The sequence below is a fragment of the Bifidobacterium callitrichidarum genome (assembly GCF_003129905.1).
In the GTDB taxonomy this organism is placed as follows: domain Bacteria; phylum Actinomycetota; class Actinomycetes; order Actinomycetales; family Bifidobacteriaceae; genus Bifidobacterium; species Bifidobacterium callitrichidarum.
The window spans coordinates 130,815-150,255 of sequence record NZ_QFFM01000001.1; the positions used below are offsets into that span (position 1 = coordinate 130,815).

The 19,441-nt window shown below is 59.6% G+C and carries 16 protein-coding genes, 1 tRNA gene and 2 pseudogenes; 12 read left to right on the top strand and 7 right to left on the bottom strand.

What is annotated here, in order from left to right; genetic code table 11:
* Positions 1–544: 544 nt before the first annotated feature.
* The 5 genes and pseudogenes from DF196_RS14085 to yddG all read left to right on the top strand — a co-directional run.
* Positions 545–1,144 (top strand): annotated as a pseudogene (locus tag DF196_RS14085) (vWA domain-containing protein); the annotation flags it as partial.
* Positions 1,145–1,229: 85 nt separating this feature from the next.
* Complete coding sequence (locus tag DF196_RS00455) at positions 1,230–1,982, top strand: hypothetical protein (RefSeq protein WP_241519518.1); 753 nt, start codon at positions 1,230–1,232, stop codon at positions 1,980–1,982.
* Entirely contained in the window at positions 1,979–3,079 is a 1,101-nt protein-coding gene (locus DF196_RS00460) for a substrate-binding domain-containing protein (RefSeq protein ID WP_109055969.1), read from the top strand. The genes DF196_RS00455 and DF196_RS00460 overlap by 4 nt, the downstream gene beginning before the upstream one ends.
* 116 nt (positions 3,080–3,195) lie before the next feature.
* Entirely contained in the window at positions 3,196–4,368 is a 1,173-nt protein-coding gene (locus tag DF196_RS00465) for a toxic anion resistance protein (protein WP_241519519.1), read from the top strand.
* 58 nt (positions 4,369–4,426) lie between these two features.
* Positions 4,427–5,383: an aromatic amino acid DMT transporter YddG gene (yddG, locus tag DF196_RS00470; protein WP_109055970.1), complete on the top strand. Its 957-nt coding sequence runs from the start codon at positions 4,427–4,429 to the stop codon at positions 5,381–5,383.
* 39 nt (positions 5,384–5,422) lie between these two features.
* Here the strand turns inward: yddG and DF196_RS00475 are convergent, their stop codons facing one another.
* Complete coding sequence (locus tag DF196_RS00475) at positions 5,423–5,758, bottom strand: hypothetical protein (protein WP_241519520.1); 336 nt, start codon at positions 5,756–5,758, stop codon at positions 5,423–5,425.
* Positions 5,759–5,838: 80 nt separating this feature from the next.
* Between DF196_RS00475 and msrA the strand changes: the two genes are divergently transcribed.
* Both msrA and DF196_RS00485 read left to right on the top strand, forming a co-directional pair.
* Positions 5,839–6,816 (top strand): peptide-methionine (S)-S-oxide reductase MsrA, encoded by a 978-nt coding sequence (gene msrA / locus DF196_RS00480; protein ID WP_421728435.1) that lies wholly within the window; start codon positions 5,839–5,841, stop codon positions 6,814–6,816.
* A gap of 2 nt (positions 6,817–6,818) precedes the next feature.
* Positions 6,819–7,613, top strand: a complete 795-nt coding sequence (locus tag DF196_RS00485; protein WP_109055972.1) for a pyridoxamine 5'-phosphate oxidase family protein — start codon at positions 6,819–6,821, stop codon at positions 7,611–7,613.
* A gap of 58 nt (positions 7,614–7,671) precedes the next feature.
* Here DF196_RS00485 and DF196_RS00490 read toward each other — a convergent pair whose 3' ends face one another.
* From DF196_RS00490 to DF196_RS00500, 3 genes are all read right to left on the bottom strand, one after another.
* Positions 7,672–8,769: a Fic family protein gene (locus DF196_RS00490; RefSeq protein ID WP_109055973.1), complete on the bottom strand. Its 1,098-nt coding sequence runs from the start codon at positions 8,767–8,769 to the stop codon at positions 7,672–7,674.
* Positions 8,770–9,150: 381 nt separating this feature from the next.
* Positions 9,151–12,357 carry a DUF3427 domain-containing protein gene (locus tag DF196_RS00495; RefSeq protein WP_421728436.1) on the bottom strand — a complete coding sequence of 1,069 codons (3,207 nt, stop codon included), beginning with the start codon at positions 12,355–12,357 and terminating at the stop codon, positions 9,151–9,153.
* Between the two features lie 85 nt (positions 12,358–12,442).
* Positions 12,443–12,865 carry a (deoxy)nucleoside triphosphate pyrophosphohydrolase gene (locus tag DF196_RS00500; protein ID WP_109055975.1) on the bottom strand — a complete coding sequence of 141 codons (423 nt, stop codon included), beginning with the start codon at positions 12,863–12,865 and terminating at the stop codon, positions 12,443–12,445.
* Between the two features lie 142 nt (positions 12,866–13,007).
* Here DF196_RS00500 and DF196_RS00505 point away from each other — a divergent pair, with 142 nt between their 5' ends.
* The 3 genes from DF196_RS00505 to DF196_RS00515 are packed head-to-tail and all read left to right on the top strand — an operon-like array spanning position 13,008 to position 14,397.
* Complete coding sequence (locus tag DF196_RS00505; RefSeq protein ID WP_109055976.1) at positions 13,008–13,274, top strand: hypothetical protein; 267 nt, start codon at positions 13,008–13,010, stop codon at positions 13,272–13,274.
* A gap of 25 nt (positions 13,275–13,299) precedes the next feature.
* Entirely contained in the window at positions 13,300–13,632 is a 333-nt protein-coding gene (locus DF196_RS00510; RefSeq protein WP_109055977.1) for a putative heavy metal-binding protein, read from the top strand.
* Positions 13,633–13,692: 60 nt separating this feature from the next.
* On the top strand, positions 13,693–14,397 hold the full coding sequence (locus DF196_RS00515; RefSeq protein WP_146194639.1) for a hypothetical protein: 705 nt from the start codon (positions 13,693–13,695) through the stop codon (positions 14,395–14,397).
* A 453-nt stretch (positions 14,398–14,850) separates the two neighbouring features.
* Here DF196_RS00515 and DF196_RS00520 read toward each other — a convergent pair whose 3' ends face one another.
* Positions 14,851–16,530, bottom strand: coding sequence for an RNA-binding domain-containing protein (locus DF196_RS00520; protein ID WP_109055979.1), 1,680 nt, complete (start codon positions 16,528–16,530; stop codon positions 14,851–14,853).
* 530 nt (positions 16,531–17,060) lie between these two features.
* Positions 17,061–17,330: a hypothetical protein gene (locus tag DF196_RS00525; protein ID WP_109055980.1), complete on the bottom strand. Its 270-nt coding sequence runs from the start codon at positions 17,328–17,330 to the stop codon at positions 17,061–17,063.
* Positions 17,331–17,474: 144 nt separating this feature from the next.
* Here DF196_RS00525 and DF196_RS13175 point away from each other — a divergent pair, with 144 nt between their 5' ends.
* Together DF196_RS13175 and DF196_RS00530 are read left to right on the top strand one after the other, a co-directional pair.
* A complete protein-coding gene (locus DF196_RS13175) occupies positions 17,475–18,134 on the top strand; it encodes a hypothetical protein (RefSeq protein WP_146194640.1) in 660 nt (219 codons plus the stop codon).
* A 283-nt stretch (positions 18,135–18,417) separates the two neighbouring features.
* Positions 18,418–19,284, top strand: a pseudogene (locus tag DF196_RS00530) (IS1249 family transposase); the annotation flags it as partial.
* A 57-nt stretch (positions 19,285–19,341) separates the two neighbouring features.
* Here DF196_RS00530 and DF196_RS00535 read toward each other — a convergent pair.
* A tRNA-Leu gene (locus DF196_RS00535) sits at positions 19,342–19,427 on the bottom strand.
* Positions 19,428–19,441 lie beyond the last annotated feature (14 nt).

Here is a 19,441-nt window from a genome sequence, read left to right on the forward strand (position 1 = left end):
CACCCAGTCGAACTCCGGCGCCTCCGCCTACCTGGCCTTCATGACCGCCCTGCGCGGCGGCGACGGGCCGCTCACCGACGCCGACCTCAAGAACAGCGAGCTCAAGGATCAGGTCAAGACGCTGCTGTCCGGCGTGGACCGCTCCTCCGGCTCCTCCGACTGGCTCAAGGACATGGTGGTGGCCAATCCCGACCGCTTCGATTCGATGGTCAACTACGAATCGCTGGTCATCCAAGCCAACAAGACGCTCGAAAAGAACGGCCACGACCCGCTGCTCGCGGTCTACCCGGCGGACGGCATCGCCATCTCCGACTCCCCGCTCGGCTACGTGGACCGCGGCCAGAACCTCAAGGACGCCTTCGACTCCTTCGCCAAAGCGCTCGCATCCAAGGACTCCAAGCTGGAGTTCGAACGCGCCGGCCGCCGCACCGGACTGGGCGGCGTGCTCGCCTACGCATCGGACAGCAAGGTCAAAGAATCCTTCCGCACGGACTGGGGCATCAACGCGGACGGCTCGGCCCTGAAGACCATCCCTCTGCCCGCCGCATCCGTCATCAACAGCGCGCTTAACGTCTACCAGACCGCCTTGCGCAAGCCCAGTTGGACCGTGTGGGTGGTCGACTATTCCGGCTCCATGTACGGCGACGGCAAGGACGGCGTGGTCAAGGGTCTCAACGCCGCACTTGACCCGGCCAAGGCCAAGGCCGCGTACATCGAACCCGCGGACGACGACGTGAACATCCTCATCCCCTTCGAATCCGAGGCGCACAACCCCATCAAGGCCACCGGACAGAACACCGAGACCCTGCTGAACAAGGCCCAGACCACCGAGGCCAGCGGCGGCACCGACATCTACCTCGGCCTTGACGAGGCCCTCAAGCAACTGCCCAGCGAATCCGAGGCCTCGAAGTACACCACCGCCATCGTGCTCATGACGGACGGCCGGTCGGAAACGGACAACCAGTCGTCCTTCGAAAGCGACTACAAGAGCGACGGCCGCGACCTGCCGATCTTCTCCATCATGTTCGGCGACGCCGATCCGAGCCAGCTCAAGTCCCTCGCCTCACTGAGCAACGCCAAGGTGTTCGACGGCCGCTCCGGCGACCTGGCCGCCGTATTCCGCCAGGTCAAGGGATTCAACTGATGGTTCGACTGATGGGCCGGTCGGCCGGTGAATCGATGGTCGTGGCCGGTGAAGCGCGCACGGTACTCGCGGAAAGGAGCGCACAGTGCTGCAGGTGATATGCGGATTCGTGGCCGGCGCGCTGCTCGCCGGGCTGGGCTTCTGGCTCGCCGGCGGCGGCGTGGTGGGCATGGGCGTGGCCGTGGTGCTGGCCGCGCTGGGCTACGTGGCCGCCTCCACGCTCACCGAGCCCGAACGCCGCATCGGCAAGATCCTCGTCTCCGCGCTGCCGAACGGACAGAAGGCCGCCGACGCCATCGACGCCGCCAATACGCGGCTCAACGGTATCGGCATGCTGCTGCGGCAGGTGCGCGACCCCGTGGTGCGCAAGGAGGCGAACGATTTCATCGTGGCCACGCAGGACCTGGTGAAGTACGTGGCGCGGGATACGTCCGCCTACGCCATCCTGCGTCACTACATCACCGTGTACGGCGGCCAGACCGAGAAACTGCTGCGCTCGTACGTGGACGTGGAAAGCTCCGGTGCGTGCGACCAGGTGGCCAAGGCCCGGCAGGAGACCATCGAGGCGTTGCAGGTGCTGGAACAGACTGCTGCCGGCGAGCTGAGCCGCGCGGTGAGCGCCAAGACGCTCGGCATCGCGGCCGATTCCGACGCCATCCAGCGACTGGCCCGCATGGACGGATACGACACGGACACGGCGGCCGCCGGCGTGCCCGCGGGGCCGACTGCGCATGCCGCTGGCATCACACCGCCACTTAGCGGGCCGTCCGCCCAGCAGGCCCCCGCACCGGACCACCCGGCGCCGTCGGAGCCGAGAACGGAGCAACAGCAATCATGAAACTCTCCAAATCCAAGATCATCGGCCTCATCGCCCTGCTCGCGGTGGTGGCCGTGGTGTGCGGCACGCTGGTCTGGCGGCAGGCCCAGCCCAAGCCCGCCGCGCCGGTCGAGCAGGTGAAGGTGACCGGCTACCTCGGCGGCGAGAAGATCGGCCTGTTCGACGACGCCAAATTCAAGGCCGCAGCCGCCAAGCAGGGACTCGACATCGACTACCGCAAGGCCGGCTCGCTGGCCATGATGGACGCCGATCGCTCCGGCATGGACTACCTGTTCCCCTCCTCGCGCGCGGCCGTGGAATACGGCAACGCCAAGGGCGTCAAGGCCCAGCAGAGCGACATCGTCTTCAACTCGCCGATCGTGCTGTACACGCACAAGGCCGTGGCGGACGGGCTGGTCGCGGGCGGGCTCATCACCAAGGACCAGAACGGCGTCTACCACATGGACATGGCCAAGGCCGTGGACGCGATGGAGAACAACAAGACCTGGGCGGACGTGGGGTACACGGCAGGCTACGGACAGTTCCGCATCGACTCCACCGACCCGGTCCAGTCGAACTCGGGCAACGAATACGCGGCGCTCATCGCCACGGTCCTCAACGGCGGACAGCCGGCCACCGTGGATTCGGTCACGCGCGACGGCTCCAAAATCGCGGACATCTTCGCCAAATCCGGTTGGATGGAGACCTCCTCCGAAGACTCGTTCAACCAGTTCCTCACCCTCGGCGTGGGTTCCAAACCGATGATGGTGGGCTACGAATCGCAGATCCTGGACCTGGCCGTGAACCAGCCGGACGCCTTCAAGCAGATCAAAGACGACGTGACCATCGTCTACCCCACGCCCACCGTCTGGAGCACGCACACCGTGATGGCCCTGGACGACAAGGGTGTGAAACTGCTGAACCTGCTCAAGACGCCGGAAATCCAGAAACTTGCGTGGGAGCGTCACGGCTTCCGTGCGGCCAACTTCGTGGGCACGGACTCCATCGGCCGGTTCAAGGTGCCCGGCACGCTCGATCAGATCCCTGCCGTCTCCGAACTGCCCAACAACGACGCCATGCAGAAACTCATCGCCACGCTCCAGGGCGTCAAGCAGTAGTCGTCATTCCCCTTGTCATCGTTGGTTTTTCTTGGCTCCCTTGTTAGGGGAGCTGGCTCGCACAGCGAGACTGAGGGGTAGTCAACACGAATGTCATGTACGAAAGGACCCACACCATGCCTAACCAAATCACCCTTGCGGACCTCACCAAAGGCGCCTCTCCCGTAACCAGCCCGTCGCTCGCCACCGCTGCCGCGGGCGGGGAGCTCGTGCCCAGCGCCGCCGAAGCGCAGGCTGCCGCGGCCTTGACCCCGGACCAGCAGATCGCCAAACTGCCGGCCGCCGACCAGGCCACCGTTAACCAGCTCGCCGGCCAGATCGACTTCACGCGCGACGGCATCGAATCCAGCTACGGCAAGGACGCCCAGCGCGCCACCTCCACCTTCGCCGACGAAATCCTCTCCGACACCCGTTCCAAGGACACCGGCGAGGCCGGCGAACTGCTCAACACCATGCTGGTGACCATCGATGAGGCCGAGCTCGGCGGCTTCCGCAAGCTCCCGATCATCGGCCAAGTAGCCGTCTCGATTGACAAGCTGCGCCGCCGCTACCAGAAGGTGGACGCGCAGATCGACGAGATCATCACCAAGCTTGAGGCCGCGCAGGCCAAGCTCGTGGCGGACATCTCCATGTACGACACGATGTACCAGCAGAACGCCCAGCAGTACCGCGAGCTCAAGATGACCGTGCTGGCCGGCAAGAAGGCGCTGACCGACTTCCGTGCTACGCAGCTGCCTGCGCTGGAGGCCGAGGCCGCCAAGAGCGGCGACGCCATGCAGGCCCAGGTCCTCAAGGACTTCAAGTCCAAGCTCGACCGCTTCGAGAAGCGTCTGGACGACCTCGACCGCATCTCCGTGGTGACGCTGCAGACCGCGCCGCAGATCAAGATCATCCAGAACGCCGACCAGACCATCGTGGACAAGATCGACACCACCATCTCCACCACCATCCCGGTGTGGAAGAGCCAGATGGTGATTGCGCTGGGCCTGTCCAACCAGCGCAAGGCCCTCGACCTGCAGAACAAGGCTGACGACGTGACCAACAAGCTGCTTCAGCGCAACGCCGCCGCCCTGCACAAGGGCGCGGTGGACGCCGAGAAAGCCAATCAGCGTTCCGTGGTCGAGATCGACACGCTGGAGAAGATCAACTCCGAGCTCATCGCCACCCTCAAGGAGACCGTGCAGATCCAGAAAGAAGGCAAGGCCAACCGCGAGGCCGCGCAGGTCAAGATGCGCCAGATCGAGTCCGACCTCAAGCAGGCCCTCCTCGAAAACGCCCAGCAGATGTGACTTGGTAGAGTAGCCTCAGCGAGGGGAGTTACGTCGAAGCAAGAGGAGTGGGCGAGCGATGGCGTCGAACACGTCGGAACCGGAGAACCAGAACGGCACTGCCGGCAGCCTTGCCGGCGGCCACGTCGTCTCGGCGCGTGCCACGGCGGTCGGCTTCCTGGCCATCATCCTATGGAGCTTCATGGCCGGCACCGTGCGCATCGTGGCTGAGGACTTCGGTGCCACGCTCGGCTCGGCCCTGATCTACACCATCGGCGGCATCCTGCTGCTCATCTTCCGTCGCCCGGCTCCGTTGCACGAGTTTCCGAAGAAATACCTCATCGCGGGCGGACTGCTGTTCGTGTTCTACGAGTCGTCGATCTCCCTCTCGCTGGGCTTGGCCTCGACGGCCGCGTCCTCGGTGGAGGTGAGTCTGGTCAACTACCTGTGGCCCACGATGATGGTGCTGCTCGCGGCCGGCGTCTCGCATCGCAGACACGCGGTGCTCAGGGTGCTGCCGGGCGCGGTCGTGGCCACTGTCGGCGTGGCGTTGGCGGTCGGCGGCAATTCCGGACTTGACTGGCATGCGGCCGCGCAACATATCGCGGAGAACCCTCTGCCGTACATACTGGCGTTCCTGGGCGCGTTCGCATGGTCGGTGTACGCGGTGTTCACCCCGGCATGGTCGCAGGGAGTGGACGGCACGTCGCTGTTCTTCCCCTGCGTGGCCGTGGCCCTGTGGATCATCCACTTCGCGTCCGGCCAGGGCATGCCCGCCCATATGCCGGGGCCGCTGGCATGGCTGTTCGTGTTGATCGCGGCCGCATCGATCGGTGGCGGCTACGCCTGCTGGGGCTACGGCATCCTGCATGGTTCCATGGAGCGCTTGGCCATCGCCTCCTATGCCACGCCGGTCTTGTCCACCGCGGCCAGCGCCGTGCTGCTGGGGCTGGCGCTCGCCCTGCCGTTCTGGTGCGGCGTGGTGCTGGTCGTCGCCGGTTCGGTGCTCAACTACCTCGTCACCGCGCGGAAGTAAGGCTCCCCTACCGAGGGAAGTGACTGATCGGAGGTTCGCCTACTTGCCTCGGCGCTCGGACGGCCTGCGCAGCGGGTCGAGCAGCGTATCCGGGTTGGAGATGCCCAGCATGCTTCGTCCGCCGGTCGATTCCGGGTGACGGGCCAGAATCGCCAATGAAATCGCGCCCGGAATCATGATGATCGCGGCGATCGCCGCCAATCCCCAGCTTACGAACAGCCCGATGCCCACCAGCACGACCGCAATCACCACAATCGCGCCGATGATGGTCGCCCGTGCCTGCCTGGGGCCCGATGCCTTGGTCCAGGTGCCTTTCGATGCCTTTGACACCGGCCCGTCGCTCCGCTGCAATCGCTCTTCGTTCGTGTTCGTCATACCCATCAGCATATGCCACTCGGCCTGTACCTATGGACGTTCCCGCCGGCGGACGTTCGGCCCGTAGTAACGTGAATCCCATGAGCGAGCACAACGGTACTTCAGCACAGATCGCATACTTCGCCGGCGGTTGCTTCTGGGGCCTCGAACGGTACTTCCAGAACGTCGACGGCGTTACGGACACCACGGTCGGCTACACGCAGTCCAAGGTGGAATCGCCCACCTACGAGCAGGTCTGCTCGGGCGCGACGGACGCGGCCGAAACCGTGCAGGTCACGTTCGACCCGTCGCAGGTGAGCCTGCGCACGTTGGCACTGCTGTTCCTGGAGGTCATCGACCCGTTCTCCGTGGACCGTCAGGGCGAGGACACCGGCCGCCAGTACCGCACCGGCATGTTCTACACCGACGACGCGCAGAAGTCCGTGTACATCGCCGCGCTGGAGCAGCTGGTGGACCGCCAGCCGCAGCGTCCGGCCGTGCTGGTCGAGCCGCTGCGCAACTTCTACCCGGCCGAGGCGCGTCATCAGGACTACCTCATCAACAACCCCGGCGGCTACTGCCATGTGCCGATCGCGGCGATCGCGAACGTGAAGCGTCGCCAGAAGTACGTGGAACGCATCTGGGACCTGACGCTGGAGCAGTTCGCGGTCACGCAGAACGCCGCCACCGAGCGCCCGTTCGTCAACGAGTACGACGAGGAGTTCGAGCCGGGCATCTACGTGGACATCGTCAGCGGTGAGCCGCTGTTCTCCTCGCGTGACAAGTTCGATTCCGGATGCGGCTGGCCGGCGTTCTCGAAGCCGCTGTCCGGCTCGCTGCTGACCGAGCACGAGGACCATCGCATTCCCGGCCGCGACCGCATCGAGGTGCGCACGGCGGAGACGCAGATTCACTTGGGCCACGTGTTCGAGGACGGCCCTGCCGACCGTGGCGGCCTGCGCTACTGCATGAACTCGGCGGCCCTGCGGTTCGTGCCGCGCTCGCGGATGGAGGCCGAAGGCTACGGCGACTGGATTCCCGCCGTGGACGGTGACGATACGGGTGCCTCTGAATCATGAGCATGGAGAACGTGCCGCCGACCGCTGAAACGGACTCGGCGCATCCGGTGCATTCGCAGCCGAAGAAGCGGGAGAACGAGCGTACGGTTGCCGGCGAGCATCGTCCGATGCGCCGGGCCGATCGTGAGGTGGCCGACCCCGCGCAGATTGCCGCGATCATCGACGGGTGCGACATCGTGGAGATGGCGTACGCGGACGCCGAAGGACTGACCATCGTGCCGCTGAACTTCGGGTATGAGTACTCGGCTGATGTGGCTAAGGCGAATAATGCCGGTGCGAATGGTTCGGTTGGCGCGGACGGCGTAAGTGATTCGGCTGATGCGAATGGTTCGACTGGCACGGCTGATTCAGTGGGCACAGCTGATTCGACTGGTCCGGACACTGTCGTGACCGCTGATGATAGCGGTGATGCCGTTGGTGCAGCCGGCCGTCTGACGCTCTGGTTCCACTCCGCACCGCGCGGCCGCAAGCTCGACGCAATCCGTACCGCCGGCAATCGTCTTCCGGTCGCCTTCACCATGCAGACCGACTGCGAGATGGTGGCCGGCCGTACCGCATGCAACTGGGGCGAGGCGTTCAAGTCGATTGTCGGCAACGGTACCGCCTCGCTGGTCGACAGTCTGGACGAGCGCCGCCGCGGCCTGCAGGCCCTCATGGCCCAGCAGGCGCACATGCCCCACGTCGAATTCACCGACGCCCAGCTCATGAGCGTGTCCGTCTGGAAAATCGAGGCCGACTACTTCACCGTCAAGGTCCACCCCAAGCCCGGCCCGACGCACGCGCATGGCCGCGGATGAACCCGGGCCCGCACCATGCGTCTGACTGTCGATTGGTGGAGCCTGACGTGCGACTCCGTCACCGTCGCTTGACGTACCTGGTGCTTCGTCCCGCCCCGATTTTGACGATCGAACCGGCATCGAGCAGCGATTTCAGCGTGCGCTCGATGGTAGAGATGCTGACATCCGGCAGTTGGGTATGAATCTCGGCCTTGGACAGTGGGGAGAGTGTGCGCTCGAACAGTGCGGTGATGCGTTGCTCCTTGGTCGGCTTCGGACTCCGCGCAGCCGTATTTTTGGGTGCCACTTCGGCAGAGGCGACGACTCCGGTCAATTCTGTGAGCCGTTCATCGAATTCCTTGCATGCCGAGAGAATGATGCCAAGCAGGTAATTCACGAACGGCGTGTAGTCGTTCATGTTGTCGTTCCACCCCGCCGTACTGGCGGCCAGCGCCTCATAGTAGGTTTCCTTGCTGAGTTCTATGAGGTGCTCGATGCTGATGTATTTGCCCACGTTGTATCCTGCACGATACAACAGAAGCAATGTGAGCAGACGGCTCATACGCCCATTGCCGTCGTTGAACGGATGTATGCAGGTAAAATCAAAGATGAACATGGCCGTGACGAGCAGCGGGTCTGTCCGCCTGTCCCGAATGGCATCCGAATAGGCCGTGCAGGCCTGTTGCACGAGTTCGGGTGTGATAAGCGCGTTGGGCGGTGCGAACCGTACGGTGCGATTGCCCTCTGAATCGCGTTCGATGATGACGTTATCGGTGTCCTTGAAATGCCCGCCGAACGTGAGCGGCGTGTGCCGGAACATATCGCGGTGCAGTTGGAGGATTACGTTCGGGGTCAGTGGGATGTAATCATGGCTTTCGTGGATGGTGGACAGCGCGTCACGATAGCCGGCGATTTCCTCCTCGTCCCGATTGCGTGGCGTGGTTTTCTCCATGACCAGGGCGTTGAGGCGTTTGTCGCTGGTGGAGATGCCTTCGATGCGATTGGAGGCGCTGGTGCTTTGGATGCGCGCGATTGCCGTCATGGATTCCAGAACATCCGGGCGAATTGCGGCTTGGACGCTCTGCCGTCCTTTGGCTTCATGGATTGCGGTCAGTAGATTCGTGGTTCGGGGCGTGAGCAGTGCTTCGGCTGAATGGATGTAATCAAACTGCCTCATACTGTTGGCTCCCATCGTCTATGTCGTTTCTGCCTCATCCGTGAGTTTTCTGCATCAAATCATACCAATATGATGCAGAAAACTGTCCGATGATGCAGAAAATGATGCAGAAAAGCCAACGTATGGTCCTTCGCCGTCGCTGGCAGTCGTAAGCGACGGCATATGGCCAGCCCTTGGTCCGATGCCTGCACGAATCCGCTTCTCAGTGACGTTGGCAAGCCAACAGCGGGCCGACTCCCATCGCTGATTCGCGCAGAACGATGTCAAACAGCCAGTCAATGGCTTTCTGCCGCCGTTCCGCCATCTCTGCGATGCTATACGGCTAAGTCGTGGCCATATAACATCGCCAAGCCAGCTGCGGAACAGCCAATAAAACCGAAATCACCCCACCAAATGCCGGTACAGCTCCGGGTCAATCGGCTTCGCCAGTCGCAACGTGGACAGCGTCACGTTCACGGTTCCGTCGCCAGCGGCATTCGGTTTGGTCGTCAGCTGTGGATGCTCCACCGCGGCTACGTGGCCCACGTAGTAGTACTTGCCATCGGCCGCTTCCGCCTTACGCATCACGAACAACGGAATGAAATGCGTCTCAGACCAATCCGGGCCTGCGTCTTCGCGCACCCAGCGGAATTCCGGTGATTGTGGAGTACGGCCGTTTTTGCTGAAGTACTTCATCTCCTGCGCGCTGAGGAATTCATCTTCATATTGGCTTGCCGCATACTTCACGAAAATCGGCATGGTTCCGCTGGTCTTGTCCAACAGATAACCACCGACATTCTGAGGGGTGTTCTCCTTCTTCCATCCGCACAGACGCATCACATCTGCCAGAGAATACTTTTGCTCATACAGGAACGCACGGTCGAATCTGCGCTGCTTGTCACTGGCCTCGCGGAACATATCGGCGCAATTCAGCAGACCGACGTGTAGGGTATCCGCCAGGAATTTTCGGAAGGTGTGGTTCCCGGCAAGCAGGGATGCGAACTCTCGGGAGATGCGATATGCCGGCGTGCGGCCATCCACAGTTTCCACGAGGGGAAGACCGCCGAAGCGCTTGCGGTTCGGGTCGGTGAAATACGAGTAATCAAGCACGCTTATCGCCGAATCGAATTGCGATTCGGACAGATCGGCTTGCGGGTATTGTTCGCGGAGCATGGCCATCAGCGTTGCCCTCTGTATTGGGGCAGGCTCGCTCCAGTTGCTGTCGGTAGAGGCCGGTTTTGCGGATGCGTAGGAGAACCTGCAGAGCTGCGAAAGAATCACCAACTCATGAGGACGTAGTCCTGGCAACAGCAGTTCCGTGGCCATCTTCAGAATCGAATCTTCGACGTTGGAAACCGGCTCCAGCTGGTCCTCAAAGGCGGCATCTTGGTGCTTGCTGCGGCTGAGACTCTGTTCTCGGGAGCGAACGAAATCCAGGTAGTTATTCTTCTTTGCTGCCATGGTGAACGGCAATGAAGGATCATACCGGTAGATATCAATCAGCATGGGGATGCGGCCGAGCTCGTAACGCACCTGACGGTACTGTTCGGAAAGTCGCTTCATATCGGACCAGTCGGCCGTATCCAAGGACTTCAGGATGCGTTCCTTGGCGATGGGGTCGAAGCTGATGGAAGACAGTCCGATGGACTGCCGTTGTAGATTCTTACGTGCGCGGTCGCGGTCGCCGGTATTGCCATATAGTGCCACCGGAATCAGGTAATTGTTGTTGTAATTGCCGATGAAGTCGATGACCACAACGCTGTCCTTATACGGGAACTTGCGCAAACCTCGGCCCAGCTGTTGTGTGAAGATGATGCTGGATTCCGTGCTGCGCAACATGACCACTTGATTCAGCGCGGGAATATCGATGCCTTCGTTGAACATATCCACGGTGAACAGATAATCAAGTTCGCCATTCTCCAGTTGGCGCACGTATTCCTCGCGCTGCTCCTGCGAAACAGCATGGCCGTTCTCATCTTTGCTGGTCACGGCCGCGGTCCGGTACGGACGCTCGGCCTGCTGATTGATGTGCTGATTGAACAACCTGGAAAGCGCGTGTGCTTCCTCCTGACGGCTGCAGAACACGAGACCGGTGACCGGGATATTGAACTGGCCGTATTCCTGGAGCTTGTCGATGATGTACCGCACGCGCTCTTCGGTGGCGAGCTGGGAGATTTCGTACTTCAACTGTGCTGCATCGGTGCTGGAAGTGCCAGAGGATACATCAATGCGATGAGCGACCTGATTCGGGTCGTCGTCCGAGCCAAGATATTCCGCGACGCCGTAGTAATGGAACGGGCAGAGCATGCCCTCATCCAAGGCCTTCTGCAGCCGGATCTCATAGGCGATGTTATGACCGAACAATTCGAAGATGTTGATGCCGTCCGTGCGTTCAGGGGTTGCGGTCATGCCCAGCATGAAGTCGGCGTCCTTGAAGTGCTCCATCACCGTCTGATATCCGGCTGCGCCGGCGTGATGGACCTCATCGACCAGGATGTAATCGAACTCATCGGATGCGAACTGTCGGAGAACATCAGGCTGACGCATCGTCTGGATGGTGGCGAATACGTAACGTCGGTCTGATTGCTTTCTGGTGCCGGAGTACAGACCCAATTCGGAGGCGTCGCATCCGAGTACGCGCTGGTAGGATTCCATCGCCTTGGTGAGAATTTGCTGTTGCTGGGCAATGTACAACATGCGGCGCGGTTTGTATGCACGCACGTCAAACGCGGAGAGATAGGTTTTACCGGTACCTGTGGCCGAGATGATAATCGCGCGGTGCTCGCCTTGCTCCCGCAGCGATTTGAGATTGCGCAGGGCTTCCCTTTGCATGCTGTTCGGCTGAATAGTGCGGTTATCAAGCGACTTCAGGATGGCCTTACGCGGCGGCGCGTACTTCTTGAAATCTTCTTCGTATTGCTGAATCCACTCCTCGGTGAGTGGCATCGATTCTGCGATTTGAGCGTCCAACTCCTGGCGGACCTGGTTCACAAGGTCTCCCTCGGCCAAGGAGGATACTCGCAGGTTCCATTCACGTTGGCGACTCAGGGCGAATGAGGTGAGGTTCGAGCTGCCGATGTACAGGTTGTAGTAAGGGCGTCCATCCTGCATGTGACGGGCGAATACGTATCCTTTGGGATGGAAGGGTTGACCTTGGGAGGATGCGTTTTGAGTGCTGTCCTCACTCCAGATACGCACATCTACGCCGGTATCGTTCTTCAGATGCAGTAGCTCCCAGAAGGCTTTGGGGTCGTTGAAATGGTTCTTCGTGGAAGTGATGATGCGGCTGGGAATGTCGCCCTCTTCGGAGGTCCGATGGCTACGGAATGCCTCGAACAGACTGAGAATGGCTTCGGGGGACACAAAGGCGACGGATACGTCGAATCTGTCGCTGTTGGCGATTTCTTCATTAAGCGCGTCGCTCATCGTGAGTCCACCGGGCCGATTGGCGATGAGTGCAGGCGCGTACGTGCCTGGAGCATCCTGTCGGGGCTGAATCAGGCCTGAAATAACATCTTCGAGTATCGATTCCGATGCATTGAACTTGTTGTCTGGGCTGGAATCGTATGCATGCAGTTGCTGCTGGCTGGTCGCGGGCGTGGTGCTCATGGACGGCTTTCCGTTTGTGCTCATCGAAAATGAAGTAGAAATGGGCGGTGGAGGAGTGGGATGTTTCGTTGTTTGATTGGGGCTGTCAGATGGCGTTCGGCGCCCTGAAATCCATTTGCGAAATCAACGTTACGGCTGCTCTGTCCACCGGAGCCCAGCCCAGTTGCGGCATCGCGGAAGGTTCCAACCATTGAATGGCGGTGTGCTCGGTAAGTCGCGGTAAGCCGGCATGCAGGTGGCAGATGAAGGTGGTGAGGCGGACGGTGCCGAAGGCGTAGTCATATTCGCTGGTGCATACCTCATCGGCGACTTCGATGTCGCATAGAAGCTCCTCTTCGATTTCTCGGTGTAGGGCTTGGCGAGGAGTCTCGTGAGGTTCGATTTTTCCTCCCGGAAACTCCCAATAGCCGGCGAGCGATTTGCCGGGACCTCGTTGCGCGCACAACACCGTTCCGTTTTTGACGATTGCGGCTCCGACAACATTGATGACCTTGCGTTCCGACTCCATGCAGCCAGGATACAACGCCGTTCCTCTGTAGATCGATCGTGGATCTTGAGGGTGTACATGCTTTCTCTTGGTTGGATTTTGATCATGCTAAATGCGAGGGCCAGAGATTAAGCCCAGTTGCCTTAGCAGATTGGAGGATTCCATGTACATGCATATCGGAGCTTGCATCACATTGGCTATGCCGAATGGAGAGCGAATTCGCTGGCTGTGCAAAGCAGTGGAGGCGGAGAGGTCGGATGGTGACAGCTGCATTGAATCGAAAGAGGAACTGCTGGAACTGTTGCGCGAGAATACGCCGAAAGTGGCGTCCATCGCATTCGTGCCGGAGAATTTGATTTCGTTGTTGAAGACCGCACTTGCTGACGATGACGATGATGCAGAGCAGGACGATAGGATGGATACCGATTGAACCATCAAGCCAAAGGAGACCCGCGATGATTCTCGTCACCACCACGCCGTCCGTCGACGGATACACCATCACCAACTACCAGGGCATCGTGTTCGGCGAGGTCGTCTCGGGCGTGAACATGTTCAGGGACATCGGCGCGAGCTTCCGCAACGTGTTTGGCGGCCGCAGCCAGGGCTATGAGGAGGAGCTGCTGAACGCCCGCAACGAGGCCATCGCCGAGATGCAGCAGCGTGCCGAGGCGATGGGCGCGCACGCGGTGGTCGGCGTCGACATCGATTACGAGGTGCTCGGCACGGACGGTTCCATGCTCATGGTCACCGCCTCCGGTACTGCCGTGCAGCTCGCGCGCAAGGCCTGAGGTCGGCAGCCGAACGCGAACGGGGACGACCCGCCGCGCGATTCATCGACTATTCATCCGATGCCGCGCGATTCCGGCCTGGAAGGTCGTCATAATCGGGTTATGGGTGCGGAGACAAATGGCTGGGTCGAGGCCAAGGAAGATGTCGGCCGTGAGGCGTGGCTTCGCTTGAAGCCGTTGAGCGGTATCGCGATGGCGCTGCTTTTCTTCGGCTGTTGGGCGGTGGTAGCCGTAATCGTCATGGCGATTCCGTATACGCGGGAGATATTCAACCATTTCGAAGACCATAAAGTCGAAGCGTTGATTCTCGTCGGCGCGACGTTCGTCGTCGCACGCTCCCTGGCTCATTTGCAGGTGTTCTGGCATCGGGCGCATATGCCGGAAGGGCTGGTCGGCGTGCAGACAGCGCTGTTCGAGCCGCAGGGCTACGAAATCGTCGGTGGCGATGACCATACGGATTCCAACAATGACAGCATGGCGCCCTCGTGGCTGTCCAGGCCGGTACGGACGCTGCTATTCCGCCCGGTTTCCGGCGATCGCAGCATTACCGTGTCCGCGTATCCCGCAGGCAGCGAAGTCGGGAATCGAGGGGATGCAGCCCGCGTCACCCTGCTCATCTCCGGTACCAGGGTTCGTCTGGTGGGACTTGCCGCCGACCAATCAGGTTCGGACGCATCGCCTGAGCGCCCGATGGCCAGATACTACGAACGAGGCGAGTATCTGCTGGTGCCGGATGCGACGAACTCGGCGCAGTCCTCATTCTGAGCACCGCGGATTCGCGGCAACCGTCGTTACAGTGCGCTGACGCCACCGGCGCCGTATGTTCGGGGCCGGTGAAAAGCAAAAGGGCTGGAACCTTTCGGTTCCAGCCCTTTCTTGCTGGTGCGAGTGGGGGGGTGAACTCTGCCGGTGTTGCGGGTTTGGATCATGATGACCGGTTTTGCCTGTGTTCGCCTGGCTTCCATCTGGTGTTGAATCACGCATTTTCGGCTGGTTTGGATTCGTCCGTCACTTTTTTGTTACGGCGGATCTGGGAAAGGCCGAGCATATGCCGGAGCTTTCAACCATCTTACTGAAGTCGTTGTGCACCCGCCTTGCAGTTGAGGGAAGTGATGATGCCTCAACCGGTATACCAACTAATGTAATTTTTGTATCAAACTAATATAAAAAGTTATCGACTAATGTAATTCTGGTGGAATTACATTAGTCGACTGGGACTCATGAGTCCTGGCGTATGTGCCATTTGGCTGACGAGGTTGCTCCGTCAGAGCGGATTTTCCCCTGCTTGCGCAAGGTCTGCAACAGATAACTGACCTTGTTGGCCTGCTGCTGTTCGGACAGTCCTGCCGGCAAGGCGTGCCTGATTGCCGTGAGGATTTCGATTCTTGTGGATGGTCGCGAGCCGAGCAATTGAAGGATGAGCGCCTTGCAGATTTGGTTATCCAGTCCTTTGCTGCGAACGTATTCCTTCTGCTTACCGAGGGCCTTCGCCACGGATGATGAGATGGTGAGTCTTGGATAGCGGCCTTCCACCAAACCCCGTGAACGCAGATCTTTGGCTTGATCCTTGGTAATGGGCTGTTCTTTCTGCACCATGTCGAGCAGTACCACGCTTTGCAGGTCCAAATCAGGGTATGTCGCCAAAAGCTGCGAGTACTTTTCGTCGATGATGGTGCCGAATATTGTGACCGATACACGCGAGGGCTGCGAGAGATCGTAAGTGGGCAGCGGCAGACGGCGTTCGCGTTGGATGTCGAAGACGCTGCGGATGCCGATCGCGTTCTGATCGATCATGCCGACCTTGCTCATGGCCTTTGCCAGCAGAGCATTGCGGTAGTAAGGGGGTTTGTAGCCGGGAGCCAGAGCCGCGTCGATGCTGCCGGGGATAAAAGAGCCTTCGTTGAGGAAGACCAGATGATCCTCGTATTCGAGAACGTTGATTTTCCCGGAAAGCCGGTAATCCTGATGGGCGATCGCGTTGTGCAGCAGCTCTCGGATAATCTCGGGGCTGTAACGTTGCGCGACTTCCGGGAACAGCGTGCTGGGGTCGGTGAAGAACCGGTACTTCTCGTTGCGTATCTTGGCCAAGACCTTGTCCACTTGCAGCAGGAATGGCGGTTCGAAGTGCTCATATGAGGAGACCTCGCCGCTCGAGGAGTACAGCGTCCATGTGATGCGCGGCCCGACGCCGCCGAGGAAGACTGTGGATTCGGGCTTGCCAAGCAACACGAGCGCCGCATTGGTGACGTGATCGTGTATCAGCAAGCCGATCTTCGCTAGGATCTCTTCGCCGGACAGGTTCTCGGCCGCCTTCTGCGTGGGTGCGTATTTCTTGACGTACTCGTCGCATGCGAACCGTATCGCATCCGGATCGAGGTCGTCAATGGTGGCGTCATAGGCAATCTGGCGTGACCAGTCGGGGCGCGACTGGCTATATATGGCTTCAAGTTTGAACTGCGGCATCTGTACCAGTGACTCGTTCTCCCTCGACCAGGGGATGCCGTGCCATGTGGTCGGCGTGGCGAACGTGGCGGGCGGAATCTGGAACACAATGACGCGATGCCCGTCCATCTCAAGCTCGTAGATCTCTTCAAACGTCATGCCGTTGTTGGTGTTGAGCGTGATCTCTCGTTTGAGGTTCCGCAGTCCGATGCTGGGAACATGGTTTTCCTTGCGGTACCCGGTGCCGCAAATTGTTCTGTTGTTACGTACGCCGAACAATAGCCATCCCGCGTCCGCGTGCCTCAGGTTGGCCTCGTTGCTTAACGCGGAGAAGTATTTGCCCAGATCGTCGGAATCGAAGTTGTTCTTCGCTGACTTGTACTCCACGACCTCGGTCTCGACGTCCGCCAGCAGGCGACGCACCTTGTCGATCATCTCAGCGGTGCCGTAGATCATCTGCCGTCTCCCAACTAATGTAATTTTTAAGGCAAACTAATGTAATTATATGGCAACTAATGTAGTGTCCATATCCTTGACGGGCTCGTGCATTGGTATAGCCGGATTTTCCATGCCGTTATTATGGCAAAAAAGAAAAAGCTAGGGGAAAGTTAAATCCTGTGATGTTGATTGTGCTGGAAGTGTTGGAATTTCAACGTTTATCGGTTTTGACAAAGGATTGGCATCGGTCTTGAAACGATGGATTGGAAAGTTAAGGAAAGTTAAAATGGGTCAGACGGCTTGAAAGACGGTCTTGTCGGATGCCCACAGCTCCATGAAGACGCTGAATCGGCATCGTCCGCAGCATTCGAATACGATGCGCACGGGGCCGTGAAGACCGTGATTGCAACGGTTCTGGCGGCTCCAGCGAAGATGGAGCATCCCAGATTGCTCCCGTTTCCAGTAAGTGGAAGATTCAGGCTCGGCGTGGTACTGAGGAAAGTTATGGAAAGTCATGGAAAGTTGAGGAAAGTTAAACGTCTCGATATTCAAGGCTTGGCCGACGGTTCAAGGGTGTTCCGCCGAGCCGTCGGCCGGTCATGATGGTGGTCAGTCGATGTTCTTGATCCGGTAGGGCAGCCGACCTTGGACAGGCGTTTCATGAGCTGAACGATGACGGCGCTCTGCTTATCACTGGGGATCTTGTTCGGCATGGAGGCCGCCACGTTCACGCAGCCGCGTTCCTTGGCGTCGCCCTCGTTCTCGTCGATCAGCCATTGCGCGACGTCCTTCCAGAACCGGGCGCCCATCTTGACCACTGCCGCGGTGTATTCAATGTCGTTGGTCTTTCCTCTGTCCCCTCATGCTGAATCGCTATCTGTGTTGGATGGGAATGCCTGTTGTCGGTCTGCTGCTGAAGTGATAAACGAAGTGGTTGCATTGGATTGCTCTAGAATAAGTGCATGAAGCACTGGAAAATCGGTTTCGCGCTGGTCGTATTAACAACTATTATCTTTTGCTTAGTTCCTTACTTGTATCAAGGCATAACCGGTCGTTTTGATACGGACTGGCCGGCATGGTGGTCTTTCGGTACATTCTTAGTGGCGGTGATGGCGGCTTTGCTGGCTTGGGCGGAGTATCGTACGCATGAGGATGAGTCCTGGGAGCAGGTTCGTCCGTATGTGCATGTTTCATATCACTTTGATCAGCATTTTCTCTTTGTGAGCGTTGCTAATGTAGGTAAGACCGCGGCTAATACGGTCAGGATATCTTTTGAGCCGCAACTATCAGCTCCGAAAAGTCAACAAGACCCAAGTTCAATTGCTCCAGAACTATTTCAAAAAGGTTTAGTTGAACGACCAATTAGTATGATAGCGCCCGGAGCGCGATTTTTATTTCTAATAGATGGATCAAACGAAGTACTTGATCATATTAAAGATGGTTCCCTCCCGAGCGTGACCACGGCATCCATTTCATATAATGACTTGCGTGATCGCACATATCATGAGCATTATTGTCTTGATTTGTCCGACTGGCAATATAGTGCAGCTGACTACGATCCTCTGAGTGAAATTGAAGAGGAAATTAAACTCATTCGTAAGAATGGACTTAAGCTGCTATGACTATCTAGGTGGTTTTAATTGCAGACATTTAAGCACGTGATGTTAATTTGCTGTGCTTCAAAAAAATCCCTTCCTTTTATTCAAAGGGAAGGGATTAAGGGTTATAGGTCAGAATGTGTGTCTGTTTTGGCTTGCCGGGCCTTGGAATGATTGGCGTTTCGCTGGCTTGAATGTGGATGCCGGGACTCTCGAGGCCGGCCGGAATGTGTGTCCGGAACAGGATGCGAGGCCTTGTGCCGTAAGGCCTTGCGGATGTTTGAATGTCGTCTGTTTGACTGGTCGCATGAGGGCACCCAGATGCGCGGCGTGCGGCGGCGGAATGAAGAAGAACGGCACCACTTCGTCGGGGCGTACCCGGTGGCGGTGCAGGAACGCGCGATGCGGCTCCTCGGCGTCGCGCTCGTACGACACGAAGGCGCGTGATCTGCGGTGCGGTCTGGATTGGCTGTTCTCGAAGTCCTCGCAGGCGGAACACCGGCTGCCGGCGCGCACCCTGCGACGCCGGTGCGAGCTGATGTGGAGCCTGTGGCCGCCCGTGCCCTTGATGGACGAGGTGCACCGCGTGGTGCATGTGGACGGCATCCACCTGCACCGGGACGCGGTGGTGCTGATCGCGGTGGCCGATGGGCATGTGGTCGGCTGGCACATCGCCAGGAGCGAACGGTCGGCGGCATGGCGGTGCCTGATGGGCAGGATCGCGCCGCCGGACGTGCTCGTATGCGACGGTGGCGGCGGCATCATGAAGGCCGCGAAGACCGTGTGGCCGGACACGAGGATTCAGCGCCGCCTGTTCCACGTGCAGGCCAACATCATGGAGCTGACCGGCATGAGGCCGCGTCTTCAGGCCGGCAGACGGCTGCGCGCGATCGCCGTCGCGCTGCCCCGGGCCAAGGAAAGGGATTCCGCCGCGGCATGGTTTGCCTCCTACAACCAGTGGGAGCGGGACTTCGCCGCCTTCCTCGACGAGAAAAGCCGGTACGAGGACGGCAGCGTGAACGACATGCACCAACGGCTCGTCAAAGCCAGGCGCATGATCCGCCGTCGCATCCGCGAGGGCCAGTTGTTCACGTTCCTCGACGAGGAACTCACTGCCGGCGGCCCGGTGCCGTCCACGAACAACCTCATCGAATCATGGAACGGCCGCCTGCGGTCCTGAATCAGGATAAAGCAAAAAGGCTGGAACCTTTCGGTTCCAGCCTTTTCTTGCTGGTGCGAGTGGGGGGAGTTGAACCCCCACGAGCATACACTCACTGCCACCTGAAGACAGCGCGTCTACCATTCCGCCACACTCGCAGACAATCGACTAA

Bases quoted from the DNA above. Each gene is read 5' to 3' on its own strand.
- DF196_RS00460 (WP_109055969.1), top strand. From the start codon at position 1,979: ATGAAACTCTCCAAATCCAAGATCATCGGCCTCATCGCCCTGCTCGCG.
- DF196_RS00465 (WP_241519519.1), top strand. From the start codon at position 3,196: ATGCCTAACCAAATCACCCTTGCGGACCTCACCAAAGGCGCCTCTCCC.
- yddG (WP_109055970.1), top strand. From the start codon at position 4,427: ATGGCGTCGAACACGTCGGAACCGGAGAACCAGAACGGCACTGCCGGC.
- DF196_RS00475 (WP_241519520.1), bottom strand. From the start codon at position 5,758: ATGACGAACACGAACGAAGAGCGATTGCAGCGGAGCGACGGGCCGGTG.
- msrA (WP_421728435.1), top strand. From the start codon at position 5,839: ATGAGCGAGCACAACGGTACTTCAGCACAGATCGCATACTTCGCCGGC.
- DF196_RS00485 (WP_109055972.1), top strand. From the start codon at position 6,819: ATGGAGAACGTGCCGCCGACCGCTGAAACGGACTCGGCGCATCCGGTG.
- DF196_RS00490 (WP_109055973.1), bottom strand. From the start codon at position 8,769: ATGAGGCAGTTTGATTACATCCATTCAGCCGAAGCACTGCTCACGCCC.
- DF196_RS00495 (WP_421728436.1), bottom strand. From the start codon at position 12,357: ATGAGCACCACGCCCGCGACCAGCCAGCAGCAACTGCATGCATACGAT.
- DF196_RS00500 (WP_109055975.1), bottom strand. From the start codon at position 12,865: ATGGAGTCGGAACGCAAGGTCATCAATGTTGTCGGAGCCGCAATCGTC.
- DF196_RS00505 (WP_109055976.1), top strand. From the start codon at position 13,008: ATGTACATGCATATCGGAGCTTGCATCACATTGGCTATGCCGAATGGA.
- DF196_RS00510 (WP_109055977.1), top strand. From the start codon at position 13,300: ATGATTCTCGTCACCACCACGCCGTCCGTCGACGGATACACCATCACC.
- DF196_RS00515 (WP_146194639.1), top strand. From the start codon at position 13,693: ATGCCGCGCGATTCCGGCCTGGAAGGTCGTCATAATCGGGTTATGGGT.
- DF196_RS00520 (WP_109055979.1), bottom strand. From the start codon at position 16,530: ATGATCTACGGCACCGCTGAGATGATCGACAAGGTGCGTCGCCTGCTG.
- DF196_RS13175 (WP_146194640.1), top strand. From the start codon at position 17,475: ATGAAGCACTGGAAAATCGGTTTCGCGCTGGTCGTATTAACAACTATT.